The organism is Nonomuraea montanisoli, from assembly GCF_013363975.1.
Lineage (GTDB): Bacteria > Actinomycetota > Actinomycetes > Streptosporangiales > Streptosporangiaceae > Nonomuraea > Nonomuraea montanisoli.
In genome coordinates, this window is sequence record NZ_JABWGN010000007.1 from 191914 (window position 1) to 209614 (window position 17701).

Below are 17701 nucleotides of genomic sequence, written 5' to 3' on the forward strand. Positions count from 1 at the left end.
GGCCTCACCAGCGCAGCAGCGCGCCCACCCCGCCGTACGGCGCCAGGGCGCCCGCCGCGTGGGCGTGGACGATCGTCACCTCGGCCCGGCTCTCCAGCGCCCGCTCGATCATGCGCTCCCCGAGGTCCGGCTCGTCCGTGGTGACCACGCCCTGCGGCACCTGGTCGGCCGGGTAGAGGAACCCGTCCGGCCCCCGGCCGCCGTGCCAGTGCCCGTTCTCGTCGACGAGCAGGCGGCCCACCCGTCCCTCGTTGAGCACCGCGAGCGTCTGGGCCGCTCCGAGCACGGCGCGCCCACCGGACAGGGTCGTGTCCACGGCCCGCTGGACCAGCTCGGCGTCCCGGCGGACCCGCACCGTGACCAGCTCCTCGACGATCCGGTTCACCACGTCGGCGGCCGGGCCGTCCGGCACGACCTTGTCCACCCGCACCGGGTCGAGGGGGCGCAGCGCGCCGGCCAGCGCCGAGGTGAGCCGCGGGTCGCCGACCAGCAGCACGTCCTCCCAGCCCAGGGCGTCGACCCGGCCGGTGATCTCGGGGGCGATCGCGTACAGGTGGCGCACCAGGTTCTCCTCGGCACGCCGCCGGAACAGGTCGCGGTGGACCGACGAGCGCTGGTCCGTCCCGGCCCGCGCGGGTCCGCGCATCTCGCGCCAGTCGTCGGAGTCCAGGTCGTACGCGGACCGGTGGACCTCCTCGGCCTTGCCGTACCGGTAGTCGATGAGCCGGACGCCGTCCCGGCGGACGACGGCCACGCCGGCGGGGGCGCTGGTGGCCATCGCGGTGAGCATGGGGCGCACGTACGCGGTGGACTCCAGCACCGCGTACGTGCCGAAGGGGATCTGCAGGGACGTCCGCTGGATCTCCTCCGAGCAGACCGGGGCGAACAGCGCCCGCCCGATCCCGGGCTCGGAAGGGTCGACGAGCCTGTCGATCTCGGGTTCGAGGGCGTCCAGGTGCTCCAGCACGGTGAAGCGCCGGATCCGTTCGGGCCAGGCGGACACCTGGGCGCGTATGGCGGCGAGCTCGTCGCGGAGCCGGATCTCCCAGGCGGGCCGGATGCCCGGGTCCACCCGCGGTCCCGCGGTGACGTACAGCGACACGACGCCCATCTCGTCCTTCATGGCGACGAGCTCGCGGAGGAAGCCATCATCATGCATCAGATCGGTTCTCCTCTGCATCGGATCCTTCCGACTGTAGAGAACCGAAAAGCGGATAAATCAAGACGTTATGGGACGTTGTAGGATATTGTCCCCGGTTTTACTCCAAAGGCTGCAATTTGGCTATTTCTCGGCGCGTCACGACAGCGCGTCGAAGCCGGCCCGCAGGGAGGTCACCCGCTCCGTCAGGTCGCCCAGCGGGATCGTCAGCGCCGGGTCCGGCGACTTGCGGGCCAGCTCCCGGACCCGGGCCAGCTCCTCCTCCACCGCGGTCAGCCGCCGCGACAGCTCCGGCAGCACCGACGCCGGCTCGCTGAAGCCCGGCGGCAGCTCGCCCGCCACCCGCTCGCGCAGCAACGCCCCCTGCTCGGCCAGCCGCTTGTTCATGTTGTACAGCTCGATGAACACCGACACCTTGGCCCGCAGCACCCACGGGTCGAACGGCTTGGTGAGGTAGTCGACGGCCCCCGCCGCGTAGCCGCGGAAGGCGTAGTCGGGGGCACTGTCGACCACGGTCAGGAAGATGATCGGGATGTTGCGCGTGCGCTCGCGCCGCTTGATGTGCGCGGCCGTCTCGAAGCCGTCCATGCCCGGCATGCGCACGTCGAGCAGGATGAGCGCGAACTCGGTGTTGAGCAGGGCCTTGAGCGCCTCCTCGCCCGACCGGGCGCGCACCGGCACCAGGTCGAGCGAGCTGAGGATGGCCTCAAGGGCGATCAGGTTCTCCTCGCGGTCGTCGACCAGGAGGATCTTGGCTCGATCCGTCATGGATCACGCCCCTTCGGCTGGGTCCGTGGTGGTCGACACCCGCCCACGGCTGAGCCAACCGCGCAGTCGTTCGAGCAGACGGTCCACGTCGACCGGCTTGGGCACGTAGTCGGACGCGCCCGAGGCGATGCTCTTCTCACGATCGCCCCGCATGACCTTAGCGGTCAACGCGATGATCGGCAGATCGGCGAACTGCGGCATGCGGCGGATGGCCGACGTCGTGGCCCATCCGTCCATCTCGGGCATCATGATGTCCATCAGCACCAGCGCGACGTCCTCGTTGCGTTCGAGCTGCTCGATGCCCTCCCGGCCGTTCTCGGCGTAGACGACCGTCGAGCCGTGCCGCTCCAGCACGCTGGTGAGCGCGAACACGTTGCGGATGTCGTCGTCCACGATGAGGATCTTGGCGCCGTTGAGCGGGTCGTCGCCCTGCCACTGCGGCGCCTCCGTCGGCGTCTCGACCAGCTCCGGCAGGTCCATCGGCATCGGCGGCTCCGGGGCGGCCGGCTCCTCGACCGGGGTGGTCATGAGCTGGCGGCGGCCGGCCTCGCCTTCGGCGGCGGCCAGCGGCCCGCTGTAGGAGGCCGGCAGGTACAGCGTGAACGTGCTGCCCTTGCCCAGCTCGCTGTCCACGTGGATCTCGCCGCCCAGCAGCCGGGCGATGTCGCGGCAGATGGCCAGGCCGAGCCCCGTGCCGCCGTACTTGCGGCTGGTCGTGCCGTCGGCCTGCCGGAACGCCTCGAAGATCAGCTCCCGCTTGTCCGGCGCGATGCCGATGCCGGTGTCGATCACCTGGAACGCGAGCAGGTCGTGCGCCTCGTGCAGGGTCTCGTCGTCGTAGGCGACTCCGGGCGGCGCGGGCGCGACCCGCAGCTTGACCTCGCCCCGCGGGGTGAACTTCACCGCGTTGGACAGCAGGTTGCGCAGCACCTGCTGGAGGCGCTGCTCGTCGGCCCGCAGCTCCTGCGGCACGTCGGCGGCCACGTCCACGCTGAACGACAGCCCCTTGTCGGCGGCCAGCGGCGCGAACGCCGCCTCCAGCAGGTCGACCATCTTCGGCAGCGACACCTGGATCGGGTGGATGTCCATGCGGCCCGCCTCGACCTTGGACAGGTCGAGCATGTCGTTGATGAGCTGGAGCAGCGCCGAGCCGGCACCGTGGATCGTGCGGGCGAACTCGACCTGCTGCGGCGTCAGGTTGCCCTCGGCGTTCTCGGTCAGCAGCTTGGCCAGCACCAGCAGGCTGTTGAGCGGCGTGCGCAGCTCGTGCGACATGTTCGCGAGGAACTCGGACTTGTAGCGGGAGGACACGGCGAGCTGCTCGGCCCGCTCCTCCAGCGTGCGGCGGGCCTGCTCGATCTGGAAGTTCTGGATCTCGATCGCGCGGTTCTGCTTGGCCAGCAGCGCCGCCTTGTCCTCCAGCTCGGCGTTGGAGCGGCGCAGCTCCTCCTGCTGCCGCTGGAGCTCGTCGGAGCGCTCCTGGAGCTCGCGGGTGAGCCGCTGCGACTCGGTCAGCAGGTCCTCGGTGCGGGAGTTGGCGATGATCGTGTTCATCGTGACGCCGATGGTCTCGACGAGCTGCGTCAGGAAGTCGAGGTGCACCTCGCCGAACGGCGTGAACGAGGCCAGCTCCAGCACGCCCAGCACGCGGTTCTCGAACAGGATCGGCAGCACCACGATCTGCGCCGGCGTCGAGGAGCTGAGCCCGCTGTCGATGGTGATGTAGCCGGGCGGCACGTCGTCGAGCACGATGTGCCGGCCCTCGGCCGCGGCCTGGCCGACGATGCCCTCGCCGACCGCGAAGCGCTGGCGCGGGCCGCGGTCGGGACGCACGCCGTAGCCGCCGATGAGCAGCAGCTCGTGGTCGCCCTCCGGATCGACGCTGTAGAAGGCGCCGTAGCGGGCCGAGACGAGCGGCGTCAGCTCGCTCATCGTCAGCTTGGCCACCTCGAACAGGTCGCGGTGGCCCTGCATGAGCCGCGAGATGCGGGCCAGGTTGGACTTCAGCCAGTCCTGCTCCTGGTTGGCCTGCGTGGTCTCGCGCAGGTTGGCCACCATGGAGTTGATGTTGTCCTTGAGCTCGGCCAGCTCGCCCTGGGCCTCGACGGCGATCGAGCGGGTCAGGTCGCCCCGGGCCACGGCGCTGGTCACGGTCGCGATGGCGCGCACCTGCGTGGTGAGGTTGCCGGCCAGCTCGTTGACGCTCTCGGTGAGGCGCTTCCAGGTGCCCTCGACGCCCTCGACCCGGGCCTGGCCGCCGAGCTGGCCCTCCGAGCCCACCTCGCGGGCCACGCGGGTCACCTCGGAGGCGAACGAGGAGAGCTGGTCGACCATGCGGTTGATGGTGGTCTTCAGGGCGAGGATCTCGCCCTGGGCGTCCACGTCGATCTTGCGGGTGAGGTCGCCGTTGGCGACTGCGGTGGTCACCTCGGCGATGTTGCGCACCTGGTACGTCAGGTTGTTGGCCATGAAGTTGACGTTGTCGGTGAGGTCCTTCCAGACGCCCGACACGCCCTGCACCCGCGCCTGGCCGCCGAGCTGCCCCTGCGTGCCCACCTCGCGGGCCACCCGGGTCACCTCGTCGGCGAACGACGAGAGCTGGTCGACCATGGTGTTGAGGGTGTCCTTGAGCTGGAGGATCTCGCCCTGCGCGTCGACGGTGATCTTCTTGGACAGGTTGCCCTGGGCCACGGCCGACGACACGGCCGCGATCTGGCGCACCTGCGAGGTCAGGTTGTTGGCCATCGAGTTGACGTTGTCGGTGAGGTCCTTCCAGACCCCCGACACGCCGCGCACCTGCGCCTGGCCGCCGAGCTGCCCCTCGGTGCCCACCTCGCGGGCCACGCGGGTCACCTCGGAGGCGAACGACGAGAGCTGGTCCACCATCGTGTTCATCGTGGACTTGAGCTCCAGGATCTCGCCCTGGGCGTCCACGTCGATCTTGCGGGTGAGGTCGCCGTTGGCGACGGCGGTGGTCACCTGGGCGATGTTGCGCACCTGGTACGTCAGGTTGGCGGCCATCGAGTTGACGTTGTCGGTGAGGTCCTTCCAGACGCCGGAGACGCCCTTGACCTCGGCCCGGCCGCCCAGCTTGCCCTCGGTGCCCACCTCGCGGGCCACGCGGGTGACCTCGTCGGCGAACGACGAGAGCTGGTCGACCATGGTGTTGAGGGTGTCCTTGAGCTGGAGGATCTCGCCCTGCGCGTCGACGGTGATCTTCTTCGACAGGTTGCCCTGGGCCACCGCGGTCGCCACGGTGGCGATGCTGCGCACCTGGCTGGTCAGGTTGTTGGCCATGAAGTTGACGTTGTCGGTGAGGTCCTTCCAGACGCCCGACACGCCGGTCACCTGCGCCTGGCCGCCGAGCTGCCCCTCGGTGCCCACCTCGCGGGCCACCCGGGTGACCTCCTCGGCGAACCCGGAGAGCTGGTCGACCATGGTGTTGACGGTGTTCTTCAGCTCGAACATCTCGCCCACGGCGTCGACCGTGACCTTGCGGCTCAGGTCGCCCTTGGCCACGGCGGTGGTCACCACGGCGATGTCGCGCACCTGCGCGGCCACCCGCGACGACATCGTGTTCACGGCCTCGGTCAGGTCGCGCCAGCTCCCGGACATGCCGCGCAGGTTGGCGCTGCCGCCCAGCCGGCCCTCCGTGCCCGCCTCGCGCGCCACCCTGGTCACCTCGGAGTTGAACAGGGCGAGCTGGTCCACCATGCCGTTGATCGCCTTGCCCAGGCGGCGCACCTCGCCGCGGGCCGACCGGTCGAGGTCGATGCGCCGCGACAGGTCTCCCTTGGCCACGGCGTCGATCACGTCGGCCGCGCCGCTCACCGGGCTCACCAGGGCGTCGATCAGCATGTTGACCGACTCGACGCCCTCGGACCAGGCGCCGACGCCGGGGCCGGGCGTCAGCCGCTCGCCGAACCGGCCCTCCTTGACGACCTCCTTGCGTACCCGGTTGAGCTCGTTGGCCAGATGCTCGCGGCGGTCGGCGACCTCGTTGAGGAGCAGCCGCACCTCGCTCAGGATGCCCGGCTTGGCGTGGGGCACCCGGCGCCGGAAGTCGCCGTCGCGCCAGGAGAAGAGCGTCTCCAGGATGGGGACGAGATCGGCCTCGCTGTAGACCTTCTCCTCGGATACGGGTGCGGTCCTGACCGCAGTCATAGGCCCTCCTTGACGCGCGGGGTGCCGCTTGAGTGGTTCAAGTCTGTCACGTTGTGTAGCTCGTAGTCCTGTCCTTGGATTTACCCCAAGTCAGTGGGAAGTGTGGTAGGCACGTTGGGATGACTGCTTCTCCTCAGGCCGTGCTGGCCGCCACGTTCGCGCCCGGAGAGACCGCTGTGCCGGCCGCGATGCGGTTCACGCGTGAGGTGATGACCGCCTGGGCCGTCGGCGGGCTGTTGCTGCACACCGCGGAGCAGGTCACGGGTGATCTGGCGGAGCAGGTCGTGGACGAGCCGTTCGAGGTGGTGTGGAAGCACCACGGCGACGCCGTCCAGGTGGAGCTGAAGCAGCGCAACGCCCCCCAGGGCGATCCGAAGGCTCCCTCTGTGACGGTGGCGGAATGGGGGATCACCTTCTCTCGCGACGGGCACGTCCACTGGGCACGACTCACGCTACCCGGCTCCATGGAAACAGTCGTACCCGATCGGCCGGCTGAGAGCTCGCGCGGCCCGCACTGGCTGGGGTTCCTGGCCGACGCCAGCGACCTGCTCGCGGGCACGCTCAACCCCGACATGGTGCCGGCCATCATCGCCCAGGTCGTGGTGCCGAGGCTGTCGAGCTGGTGCGCCGTCTACACCTCCGACAACGCCGACGGTCCGATGCGCCTGGTCTACGTCTGGCACGCCGACGAGGCCCGCATCGACGGGCTGCGCCAGGAGCTGGAGGACATCGACGCGGAGGCGGTCGAGGAGCAGCCGACCATCATGCACGTGGCCGACTCGCAGGTGCTCACGGTCCCGCTGACCGCGCGCGGGCGCGGCCTCGGCGTGATGTTCCTCGGCCGCTCCGACCGGTTCCCCGACGAGGTCATCCAGCTCGCCGAGGACATCGGCAGGCGCGCCGCCCTCGCCATGGACAACGCCCGCCTGTACGCGCAGCAGGCCGCCGCCAACCGGGCGCTGCAGCGCAGCCTGCTGCCGCCGAACGAGCCCGAGGTGCCCGGCCTCGACTACGGCGTCATCTACGAGGCGGCCGGCGAGGTCAACGAGGTCGGCGGCGACTTCTACGACCTGTTCAAGGCCGGCGACGACTCGTGGCGCTTCGCGATCGGCGACGTGTGCGGCACCGGCCCGGAGGCGGCGGCCGTGACGGGCCTGGCCCGCCACACGTTGCGGCTGCTCGCCCGCGAGGGGTACGGCGTGGCCGCGGTGCTGGGCCGGCTCAACCAGGCGATCCTGGAGGAGGGCGAGCGGGCGAGGTTCCTGACCCTGGTGCACGGCGACATCACGCCGGTGGCGACGGGCCTGGAGATCCGGATGGTCTCGGCCGGCCACCCCGAGGCGCTGCGGCTCAAGGCGAACGGCGAGGTGGAGGCGGTGACCACGCCGCAGTCGCTGCTGGGCGTCTTCCCCGAGGTGGTGTTCGAGGCCGACACCGTGCACCTCGACCACGGCGACGTGCTGCTCGCGGTCACCGACGGCGTGACCGAGCGCCGCTCGGGCGACCGGCTGCTCGACGACGACGGCGGCCTGGCGAAGCTGCTGGCCGAGTGCGCCGGGCTGTCGGCGCGGGCGGTGGCGGAGCGCATCCGCCGGGGCGTCGCCGACTTCGCCAGCGAGCCGAGCGCCGACGACCTCGCGATCGTGGTCCTGCGCGCCCGCTGACCTCCCGCCCGGGGCGTCCTCAGTGGCGCAGGTGCTTGCGCGCGAACTCCAGTTGCAGGCTCATCTGCGCGATCCGCTCGGCCACGACCAGCGAGCCGCGGATAGCGTCGTAGGTGTACACCTCGTACGGGTGCCCGTGCGCGGCCAGCCTGCCCACGTACTTCTCGATCTGGCGCAGCGGGCAACGCGTGTCGTTCTCCCCGGCCAGGATGAGCACCGGCGCCTGGACCCGGTCCACGTACGTGATGGGGGAGCTGGCGGCGTAGCGCTCCGGCTGCTCGTCGGGCGAGCCGCCGAGCAGCGCCCGGTGGTAGGCGCGCAGGCTCTCGGCCTCGTCCTCGTACGAGGTCTGGTGGCAGGCGATCGGCACCTTCGCGATGCCGGCGGCCCACAGGTCGGGCTGGGTGCCGAGGCCGAGCAGGGTGAGGTAGCCGCCCCACGCGGTGCCGGTCAGCATGACCCGCTCGGGGTCGGCGATGCCGCGCTCCACGACCGTCCGGCGGACGGCCGCCACGTCCTGCAGCTCGATGTGGCCCACGTCGCCGCGCAGCGCGTCGCGCCAGGCGGAGCCGTAGCCGGTGGAGCCCCGGTAGTTGACCCGCACCACGGCGAACCCGGCGTCCACCCAGGCCGCGACCTCGGGGGAGAAGGCGTCGTGGTCGTGCGAGGTGGGGCCGCCGTGCAGCATGAAGACCGTCGGGAACGGTCCGCCGCCGTGCTCGGGCCGCGAGACCAGCGCGTGGATCCGGCCGCCGGGGCCGGGGACGTCGAGGTCCTCCACGGGCACGCTGGGCGGCGCGGGCGGGCCGCCGGCGTTGATCACGACCTGGCCGTTGCTCGACTTGATGACCGGCGGGCGCGAGGCGCTGGACCAGGAGTACTCGACGTGCCCGGCGGGCCGCGGCGCGGCCTCCTCGATCACGCCGTGCGGCGTCTCGATCAGCGTGAGGCCGCCGCCTCCGAGGTCGTAGCGGTGCAGGTGGGTGCGGGCCCGGTTGTCGCGCAGGATGAGCAGGCCGCGGCCGTCGTGGTACCACTCGGCCGTCAGGTCGCCCGAGTCGCGCAGCCAGATCTCGCGCTGCTCGCCGGTGACCGGGTCCCAGACCAGGGGCTCCTGCCGTTCGCGGCGCTCGTGCAGGGCGAGCAGCCGGCGGTCGCCGGGCACGGGGGCGAAGCGCAGGCCGATGACGCCCTTGCCGAGCCCGTCGTACAGCTCGCGGACGGTCTGGCCGGACTGGCGCACCACCCGGAGCGCCGGGTGCCGGAAGTCGCCGTACTCGCCGTGGTTGATGGCGATGAGTTGCCCGTCGAGGGACATGTCCGCCACCCAGGCGGCCTCGGGGTGCTCGTAGAGCAGGCGGGAGGGCTCGCCGGGCCGTACGAGGTGGATGCGGAAGGAGCCCTCGCTGGCCAGGCTGATCGCGGCCAGGCCGGTGGCCGACAGCGCGATCCCGCCCGGCTGGCCGGGCGGCAGGTCGGGCGCGGCTAACTCGCTGGGGCCGCCGCCGAACGGCTGGCGCCACCAGACGCCGAACTCGTCGCCCTCGGTGTCGGCGAACCAGTAGATCCACTGGCCGGTGGGGTCGAGGGTGGCGTGCGCGGTGCCCTTGGGGCGCTCGGTGACCTGCCGGGTGGCGCCGGTGGCGCGGTCCCAGGCGTAGACCTCCCAGGTGCCGGTGGCGTTGGAGCGGTAGATGGACCGGTTCGGTGCCTGGCGCGCCCAGATCGGCAGCGTCATGCGCGACGCTCGGAACCTGGCCTGCCAGCGTTCCTCGGCCTTCATCCGGCGCGCCCCCTCCCTTTGCCGCCCGCCTCCGGCCACGGGTTGCCGTCCAGTATTGCGCCTGTATCGCGGAAATACTCGCGGAATGTGGGGGAATTTCGGGCTAAATGCCTCATCAGTAACACCAGTCCCACTTGCCCGTCAAGGAATGATCCTTGCCTGCGACACGGTCTCGAAGATAGACAGGTGAAAGGCGGCCTGGGTTTTCACTTTTCGCGGCTTTGTTGGGGCTCCTGATGGCGTCGCGGTGTCGCGGGCGATATACCCGGCGATTCGGCCGGCGAGTTCGGCGGGATCGGTGTGCCAGGCGCTCGGACCCATCCGCACCACCTCGGTGATCCCGTCGCGGTCCAGCTCCATGTCGAACGTGATGGAGCGCCGCTCCACCTCGGTGAACCCCTCCATGCCGCGGGCCAGCCGCCGCTCCTTGTCCTCGTCGACGGACAGCAGCCCCAGATCCTCGACGAGGGGGCTGAGGTGCGCGGGCGCGGGCGTGACGACGACCACCGCGCCTCCGGGCCGCAGGACGCGCCGGAACTCGGCGGAGTTCCTGGGCGCGAAGACGTCCATCACCACGTCGGCCACCCCGCTCCTGATGGGCAGCGGTCGCCACACGTCGGCCACGAACGCGCCCAGCCTCGGATGCGCGCGCGCCGCCCGTCGAACGGCGTGCTTGGACACATCGAACGCCACCCCGATGCCTCCGTCCACCGCCTGGAGCACATCGGCCAGGTAGTGACCGGTGCCAGCTCCGGCGTCCACGATCACCGGTCTCCGCGCGGCGTCCGGCTCGTGCCCGGCCGGCCCCGCCCGGTGGCCGGGATCCACTCCGGGACCACCGTACGCCTTCGTGCCCGCTCCGTCTTCCGGGACAGCGAAGCTTTTCTCACGAATCGCCGTTCCTGCGCTCCTACGGTCGGGCGTAATGCGCGCCGCGACACTTTCGACGACAGCTTCGACAAGCGGCGCAAAATGCCCATTGCTCAAGAAATCCGCCCGTGCGGCGACCATCTCGGCGCTGTCCGCCGTCCCGGGCACTCGTGACCCCACGAGCAGGCTCACGTATCCCTGCTTGGCGACGTCGAACGCGTGCCCGTTGCCGCACCGTACGGCGCCTCGGTCAATGGTCACCGTTTCATGGCAAATAGGGCAGACCAGAAATTCGATGATGTCAGCGAGCATGCCCCCATTCTTCCGGGCACCCGGCCGGGGCCGCCGGCCGGTGGCGGGGTCACGCCGCAGTCATGCCGCATCGCGCCGCAGTCATGCCGCATCGCGCCGCAGTCATGCCGCATCGCGTCGCGGTCGCGTCGCGGTCACGCCGCCGCGGCCCGGAGGAAGTCGGCGTTGCTCTTCGACTCGCGGAGCCGGCCGATCAGCAGCTCCAGCGCCTGGTGCCGGTCGAGCGCGGCGAGCATGCGGCGCAGCCGCCACACCACCTCCCGCTCCCCGGCGGGCAGCAGGATCTCCTCGCGCCGCGTGCCGGACGCCTCCAGGTCCACCGCCGGGAACAGGCGGCGCTCCGCCAGGTCCCTGGCCAGGTGGAGCTCCATGTTGCCGGTGCCCTTGAACTCCTCGTACAGGCTGTTGTCCATGCGTGAGCCCGTGTCCACGAGCGCGGTGGCGAGGATCGTCAGGGAGCCGCCCTCCCGCACGTTGCGCGCGGCGCCGAAGAAGCGCTTGGGCGGGTACAGGGCGGAGGCGTCGATGCCGCCCGTGAGCACGCGCCCGCCGCCCGGCGCCAGGTTGTTGTAGGCGCGGCCGAGCCGCGTCAGCGAGTCGAGCAGCAGGACCACGTCCCGGCCCTGCTCGACGAGCCGCTTGGCGCGCTCGACGGCCAGCTCCGCGACGGCGGCGTGGTCGCGGTCGGGGTGGTCGAAGGTGGAGGCGAAGACCTCGCCGCGGATGGAGGCGCGCATCTCGGTGACCTCCTCGGGCCGCTCGCCGACGAGGACCACCATGAGGTGGACCTCCGGGTGGTTGCGGGCGACGGCGGCGGCCAGGGCCTGCAGGACCATGGTCTTGCCGGCCTTCGGCGGGGCCACGACGAGCCCGCGCTGGCCCTTGCCGATCGGCGCGAACAGGTCGATGAGCCGCGTGCTCAGCGACTCGGTCTCGATGCGCAGCCGCTCGTCCGGGTGTACGGGCGTCAGGTCGGCGAAGGCGGGCCGGTCGCGCCACTCGGCGGCGCCGTTGACCGACTCGACGCTCACCAGCTTGCCGCCCGCGACGTCGGCGACGACGTGGTCGCCGTGCCGCAGGCCGAGCTGCCTGGCCCGGTCCGGCGGGACGCGGACGTCGTCGGGGCCGGCCAGGTGCCCGGCGCGGATGAAGGCGCCGCGCTCCCGCAGGTCGAGCAGGCCGGAGACCCGCCGTACGGGTGCGCCGGAACGCTGCCGGGGGACGGCGGGCTGAGAAGTGGTGTCCTGCTGGGAAATGGTCTGAACAGTCATGGTTGGGGTCCCTTTCGAGGGCAGGCCGAAGACAGGGGTCCGGCGGCGGGGCGACCGTCAGGGCTGGGGCGCGGGATTCGCTGAGTACGAATGCCGCGGACCGGTACGCCGAGGACGGATGGCCCGGCTGTGATGGAAGCGAACCGAGCCCGTACGAGCGGGAGGATCGCTGGAGAAAATCGGCGGAGCGGAAGCTCAACGCCGTTCGGAACGTATCACACGTTCCGAGCCATGGAACACCTAGCCCGCATGGGCTATTCCCGGGCTGTTCTCGTGTCGTAGCACGCGGGAGCCCCTGTGTGGCCGTAACAATGTTCTTCTCGCGAGGCCGCCGAAGGACACACAGGCGGCGCGCACAACGACATGGAGCGTCCGGCCGCGCCGCGTCATCGTGTCAAGCGTGATGCAGGGCTCCTGCAATCCCGCCAGGTTTTCCTGTAGGCAAGCAGCATTCCATAGGGGGATCCCATGAAGACCAGCACCCGTTGCCCTCGGTGCCACCAGGAGCTCGACGAAGGCCCGATCATGTACCGCTGCGCGCACTGCTGCCGCACCGTCTACGCCGCCGACCTCGACAACGAGTACGTGCCGCGCACCCCCGTCGCCGCCTAGTCTGGGCGTGTGCCACACCAGCCCCTCAGCATCTCAGGCGTCGAGGTCACGCCCCTCTGTGACGCGGTCGGCCCCATGGGCGAGGCCATCCTCCGGCCCATGGCCGAGATGTTCCCGGGAGCGGGCCTTCCGGAAGAGCCGTGGGTCCTCCACTTCCACTGCTTCCTGATCCGCGACCCGGCCGGCCGGCTCACGCTCGTCGACACCGGCATCGGCGCCGCCGGCTCACCGGCGTCCAGTTGGGCGCCGGTGCCCGGGTCGCTGACCGGCGAGCTCGCCGCGGCGGGCGTCTCACCCGCCGACGTCGGCACCGTGATCCTCACCCACCTGCACAGCGACCACGCCAGTGGCGCGGTCGGCGACGACGGCACGCCGCTGTTCGTCAACGCCCGCCACGTCCTCCAGCGGGCCGACCTCGACGTCGTCGGCGGCGAGATGCGCGACCGGGTGATCACCCCGCTCAAGGACCTCCTGCACGTGGTGGAGGGGGACGCGGAGGTCGCGCCGGGCGTGCGGGTCCACCTGACCGCCGGCCACACGCCGGGCCACCAGATCGTCCGCGTCGGCGACGTCGCCGTGACCGGCGACCTGGTGCTCCACCCGGCGCAGCTCGCCGACCCGGCCGTGCCGTACGTCTACGACGACGACCAGGAGCTGGCGGCGGCCACGCGCGGCAGGGTCCTCGACGAGCTGCGCGCCGCCCGCGCCGTGCTGGCCACGGCCCACTTCGCCGACCCGTTCATCCAGCTCTGAGCCGCCCGGCTCTGATGCGTCCGGCTCTCAGCGTCCGGCCATGGCCGGCTGGTCGGACAGCAGCGACGCGGGCAGCGCGACCATCGCGGTCAGCCCCCCGTACGGCGACGGCCCGAGCCTGACCCGGATGCCGTGCCGGGCCGCCAGCCGGCTGACCACGAACAGCCCGAGCCGGTCGCTCTGCGCCAGGTCGAACTCCGGCACCTCCTCCAGGCGGGCGTTCAGCTCGTCCAGCTCGGTGCGCACGAGCCCGAGCCCGCGGTCCTCGATCTCGACCGTGACCCCGTGGGGCGTGAGCGCGGAGCGGACGTCCACCCGCGTCTGGGGCGGCGAGAACAGCGTGGCGTTCTCGACCAGCTCCGCCACGAGGTGGGCGACGTCGGTGACCGCGCCGCCGAGCACCGACACCTGCGGCGGCTGCAGCACCTCGACCCGCGGGTACTCCTCGACCTCGGCCACGGCGGCCCGCAGCACGTCCACGAGCGGCACCGGGTTGCGCCAGCCGCGCCCCGGGACCTGGTCCGACAGGATGATCAGGCTCTCGGCGTGCCGGCGCATGCGGGTGGTGAGGTGGTCGAGCTTGAACAGGTCGGCCAGCATCTCGGGCTGCTCGGTGTGGCGCTCCATGCTGTCGAGCTGCATGAGCTGGCGGTGCAGCAGCGTCTGGTTGCGCCGGGCCAGGTTGACGAAGACCTGGCTGACCCCGTGCCGCAGCCGCGCCTGGTCCACGGCCGCCTCGACGGCGGTGTGCTGCACGCTGTTGAACGCCGTGACGATGTCGCGTACCTCGGCCGTGTCGGCCTTGACCTCCAGGGGCGCGAGCTCCTCGTCCGTGGGCCCGTCGCCGCCGGCGCGCAGCCGCTTGACCAGCCCGGTCAGCCGCACCTCGGCCAGCTCGGTGGCCGCGTCGCGCAGGCCGGCCAGCTCCTCGGCGAGGCGGCGGCGGAAGCGCAGCGACAGCAGGATCGAGGCGAGGACCGCGAGCAGGCCTGCGCCGCCCGCCACGCCGATCTTGGTGAGGATGCCGTCGGCGGCGGGCGTGACCCGGCGGACGACGCCCTGCACGGCCTGGAACTGGTTGCGCTCGGTCGCCGCCCACAGGTTGTCGCCGTCCACGGGCCAGGTGGCAGCCGCGGCGGGCAGCCCGTTCATCGCGGCCTGCCCCCTGACGGCGTCCTCGGCCTTCAGGAACTCCTGGTACGCGGGGGAGGCCAGCAGCTCCTCGTACGGGCCGCGCAGCCGGCCGTCGAGCTGGGAGAGCGCCTGCGTGTAGAGCAGCCGCCGGGTGCCGACCATGCCGATGAACGCCTCGCGCTCGGCCTTGGTGATCCGGCCCCGGGCCAGCACCACCGCGATCACCGCGCGCTCGCGCGACAGGATGTCCTTGGCCTCGCCGAGCATGGTCACGGCCCTGGCCTGCCGGTAGAGCGACTGCTCCGGCACCAGCACCATGGCGTCGAACATGCGGAACGTGGCGTCCGCGATCCGGCTGTAGCCGTCGATCACCTGGAGCGGCGCGGGGTCGGCCCCGTCCACCTTGCGGCGCAGCCGGGGAAGCTCGTCGAGCTCCCGGTACAGGGCGTCGAGCTGGGTGGCCATCTGCGGCGAGAGGTCGCGCTCGCGGGCTGCGAGCTGCCGGAAGGCGGCCACGGTCCGGTCGGTGAGGGCGCGCTGCGTGGTCAGGCGCTGGCGGCCCTGCCTGCTGGTCAGAAACTCCACCGAGGTCAGGCGCTCGTTCTGGAGCTGCACGTTGATCTGCTCGGCGGGGTCGGACAGGTTGGTGACCAGCTCGTTCACCTGGAGGAGGCGCAGCCCGTCGCCGCCGGTCAGCGCCGCGGCGAACGCCCACAGGCCCACCAGCGAGGTGAGCGGGACGAGCAGCAGGACCAGCAGCTTGAGCGCGATGGGACGGCCACGTGTGGGGGGCATGCGACCTCCGGAGGCATGGTGAGATCGCCTCGCAGAGTACACCCCTTCAGGGGGATTTCTCCGGTGTGCGGAGAGCGGGCGCGCACAGCGGTGAGCCGTGGCGGGCGCCTCCTGGCCGCCCGCCACGGCTCACTTGTGTGGATTCTCCGGACCGCCGCCGGTCAGGGCAGCGTGTCCTCGGGGCCGCGCGCCACGAGGCGGTCGCCCGGCACCCGGGCGCCGGGCACCCGGGCATGGGCCGGGCCCTGCGTGCGCCCCGGCGTGTACGCCGGCTCCCGGTCCGCGCCGTCGCGCCGGAAGGGCGCGGTGTCGCGGTCCTCGTCCCGCTCCGCCGCGCGGGTGTCGCGGACGGCGGCGCGGGCGTCGGCGCGGCCGGCCTCGCGGGCGGCGGTGCGCTCGGCCGCGACGTGGTCGGCGGCGGCACGGTCCGCGACGGCGTGCTGGGCAGCCGCACGGTCGGTCGCGGCGTGCTCGGCGGCGCGCTCACGTTCGAGCCGCTGCTCCAGTTCCCGCTTCTCGTCCTCCAGGCGGGCCACCCGGTCGGAGGTCTGCGCCCGGTCGGCGCGCATCCGCCGGCGGCGTCGCGCGGACATGCGCGTGCCCGCCACCATCATCCACAGGCCCAGGAACAGCACCGCGGCGGTGATCGCCCCGGCCGCGAACATCTGGACATGATCGAGCTGTAACGTGTAACCGAACAGGATGTACCTGGACGTCTCCTCGGTGGCCACCAGGACGACGGCACCACCGGCGAGCAGGACCAGAACCAGGCCTAGAAAGGTCATCCGAACTCACCCCTTGTCGTCTGAGCGACTCCCCTCTGCCCATAGGCGCGGCCGATATGCGGCGCAGGCCCTATCCCGTAGGGGTTCCAGGCCAGGATGATGGTCATGAGACCCGATCCCGGCCAGGTGCTGCACTTCTCCGAGGACCCCACGATCGAGCGGTTCGTGCCGCACGTGGCGCCCACGTCCGCGCTGGCCGAGGCGTACGTCTGGGCGGTGGGGCCCGAGCGCTGCCCCGACTACTGGTTCCCGCGCCAGTGCCCGCGCGCGATGGCCTGGCGCGACCCCGGCACCACCGACGCCGACGCCGAGCGGATCATCGGCGCGGGCTGCGGCGACCGGGTCCACGCCGTCGAGTACGGCTGGCTGCGCGCGATCATGGAGGTGCGCCTGTACGCGTACCGGCTGCCGGCCGAGCCGTTCGAGCCCATCGGCGAGCACGCCCACGCGGTGGTCGCCCGCGTGCCGGTGGAGCCGCTCGGCCCGGCCGAGCCCGTGGGCGACCTGCTGGAGCTGCACGAGCGGGCCGGGATCCAGCTCCGACTGCTCGACCGGCTCCGGCCGTTCTGGGACGAGGTGACGTCCAGCACGCTCGGGTTCAGCGGGATACGGCTGCGGAACGCTCGTCGATGAGGGCGGTCAGGCGCTCGACCGGCATCGAGCCGGGCGGCAGCTTCTCGCGGGCGGACCGGCCGGCCTCGCGCTGGAGCACGTCGTTGACCGGGGTCGGCAGGCCGTGCTCGCGGCCGAGCAGCACGATCTCACCGTTGAGGTAGTCGGTCTCGATGGTGCCGCTGGAGCGCGCGAGGCTCTGCCAGGACGAGCCGCCGCCGCGCTGGACGCCGCCGATGGGCCGCACGTCCACCTGGTCGCCGCGCAGCGCGCTCTCCTCCTGCTGGCCGGTGTACGGGATGCCCGCCTCCTCCAGCACCGCGGCGCCCTCCGCCCGGGCCCGCTCGTGCAGCGTGCCGACGCCGGGCGCGTGGCCGCACAGGGCCTCGACGGCGTTGCCGAGGTTGCCGAGCAGCTTGCCGTACTTCCAGCGCATCACGTCGGGCTGGGCCAGGGCCACGAAGTCGCTCTTGCACAGGTCGGCGACCATCTGGCGGGCCGGGTCGTCCACACCCTGGGGATAACGGCCGACGTGGAACATCCCGGAGTGCGGCATGCCGTACGCGGCGACCGTGCCGGGTTCGAGGTGCAGGGCGGGCAGCCACACGCACATGCCGTAGACCCGCTCGAACCTTCGCAGCACGGTCCGCTCGTTGTCGACGCCGTTCTGCGCGCAGAGCACCGGCAGGTGGCGCGGCCAGGGGTCGAGCGCGGCGACGGTGTCCTGCGACTTGGTGGCGAGGACCAGCACGTCGTCGTCGCGCGTGGGGACGGGGCCGTCGGCGGTAGGGATGGGGAGGGTGTCGTCGGACTCGGGGGTGAGCAGGCGCAGGCCGTGTGTCCTGAGCGCCTCGTAGTGGGCGCCTCTGGCGATCAGCAGCACCTCGTGCCCCGCCTGGAAGAGACGGGCCCCGATGGTGCCGCCGACCGCTCCCGCTCCGATCACGATGTAGCGCATGGCTCCGAGGATGTCACTCCCGGCTTCGCGGCCGCCCACCGGGCCGCCGCGGGGCGCCTTC

General features: G+C 71.8%; 13 protein-coding genes. 4 read left to right on the top strand and 9 right to left on the bottom strand.

The genetic code is table 11. From position 1 onward, the window contains the following. Positions 1-4: 4 nt before the first annotated feature. From HTZ77_RS19215 to HTZ77_RS19225, 3 genes are all read right to left on the bottom strand, one after another. Positions 5-1159: a VLRF1 family aeRF1-type release factor gene (locus tag HTZ77_RS19215; RefSeq protein WP_175590997.1), complete on the bottom strand. Its 1155-nt coding sequence runs from the start codon at positions 1157-1159 to the stop codon at positions 5-7. Positions 1160-1297: 138 nt separating this feature from the next. Further along, complete coding sequence (locus HTZ77_RS19220; RefSeq protein ID WP_175590998.1) at positions 1298-1927, bottom strand: response regulator; 630 nt, start codon at positions 1925-1927, stop codon at positions 1298-1300. A 3-nt stretch (positions 1928-1930) separates the two neighbouring features. After that, complete coding sequence (locus HTZ77_RS19225) at positions 1931-6091, bottom strand: HAMP domain-containing protein (protein WP_175590999.1); 4161 nt, start codon at positions 6089-6091, stop codon at positions 1931-1933. Positions 6092-6210: 119 nt separating this feature from the next. Between HTZ77_RS19225 and HTZ77_RS19230 the strand changes: the two genes are divergently transcribed. Beyond that, positions 6211-7755, top strand: a complete 1545-nt coding sequence (locus HTZ77_RS19230; protein WP_235994871.1) for a PP2C family protein-serine/threonine phosphatase — start codon at positions 6211-6213, stop codon at positions 7753-7755. A 19-nt stretch (positions 7756-7774) separates the two neighbouring features. On the opposite strand, the gene HTZ77_RS19235 is transcribed toward HTZ77_RS19230, so the two are convergent. The 3 genes from HTZ77_RS19235 to rho form a co-directional block, all read right to left on the bottom strand. Beyond that, on the bottom strand, positions 7775-9538 hold the full coding sequence (locus tag HTZ77_RS19235) for a S9 family peptidase (protein ID WP_175591000.1): 1764 nt from the start codon (positions 9536-9538) through the stop codon (positions 7775-7777). A gap of 141 nt (positions 9539-9679) precedes the next feature. After that, entirely contained in the window at positions 9680-10720 is a 1041-nt protein-coding gene (locus tag HTZ77_RS19240) for a putative RNA methyltransferase (protein WP_235994872.1), read from the bottom strand. Positions 10721-10854: 134 nt separating this feature from the next. Beyond that, positions 10855-11991: a transcription termination factor Rho gene (rho, locus tag HTZ77_RS19245; protein WP_175591001.1), complete on the bottom strand. Its 1137-nt coding sequence runs from the start codon at positions 11989-11991 to the stop codon at positions 10855-10857. A 468-nt stretch (positions 11992-12459) separates the two neighbouring features. Here rho and HTZ77_RS19250 point away from each other — a divergent pair, with 468 nt between their 5' ends. Continuing rightward, positions 12460-12603 (top strand): hypothetical protein, encoded by a 144-nt coding sequence (locus HTZ77_RS19250; protein ID WP_175591002.1) that lies wholly within the window; start codon positions 12460-12462, stop codon positions 12601-12603. Positions 12604-12612: 9 nt separating this feature from the next. Next, entirely contained in the window at positions 12613-13356 is a 744-nt protein-coding gene (locus HTZ77_RS19255; protein WP_328808653.1) for an MBL fold metallo-hydrolase, read from the top strand. A 27-nt stretch (positions 13357-13383) separates the two neighbouring features. Here HTZ77_RS19255 and HTZ77_RS19260 read toward each other — a convergent pair whose 3' ends face one another. Both HTZ77_RS19260 and HTZ77_RS19265 read right to left on the bottom strand, forming a co-directional pair. Next, positions 13384-15285, bottom strand: coding sequence for a sensor histidine kinase (locus HTZ77_RS19260; protein WP_175591003.1), 1902 nt, complete (start codon positions 15283-15285; stop codon positions 13384-13386). A gap of 161 nt (positions 15286-15446) precedes the next feature. Beyond that, positions 15447-16070: a hypothetical protein gene (locus HTZ77_RS19265; RefSeq protein WP_175591004.1), complete on the bottom strand. Its 624-nt coding sequence runs from the start codon at positions 16068-16070 to the stop codon at positions 15447-15449. Between the two features lie 105 nt (positions 16071-16175). Between HTZ77_RS19265 and HTZ77_RS19270 the strand changes: the two genes are divergently transcribed. Continuing rightward, positions 16176-16703: a DUF6886 family protein gene (locus tag HTZ77_RS19270; RefSeq protein ID WP_175591005.1), complete on the top strand. Its 528-nt coding sequence runs from the start codon at positions 16176-16178 to the stop codon at positions 16701-16703. Here HTZ77_RS19270 and HTZ77_RS19275 read toward each other — a convergent pair. Next, a complete protein-coding gene (locus tag HTZ77_RS19275; RefSeq protein WP_175591006.1) occupies positions 16669-17640 on the bottom strand; it encodes a ketopantoate reductase family protein in 972 nt (323 codons plus the stop codon). The two genes, HTZ77_RS19270 and HTZ77_RS19275, sit on opposite strands and share 35 nt — an antisense overlap. Positions 17641-17701 lie beyond the last annotated feature (61 nt).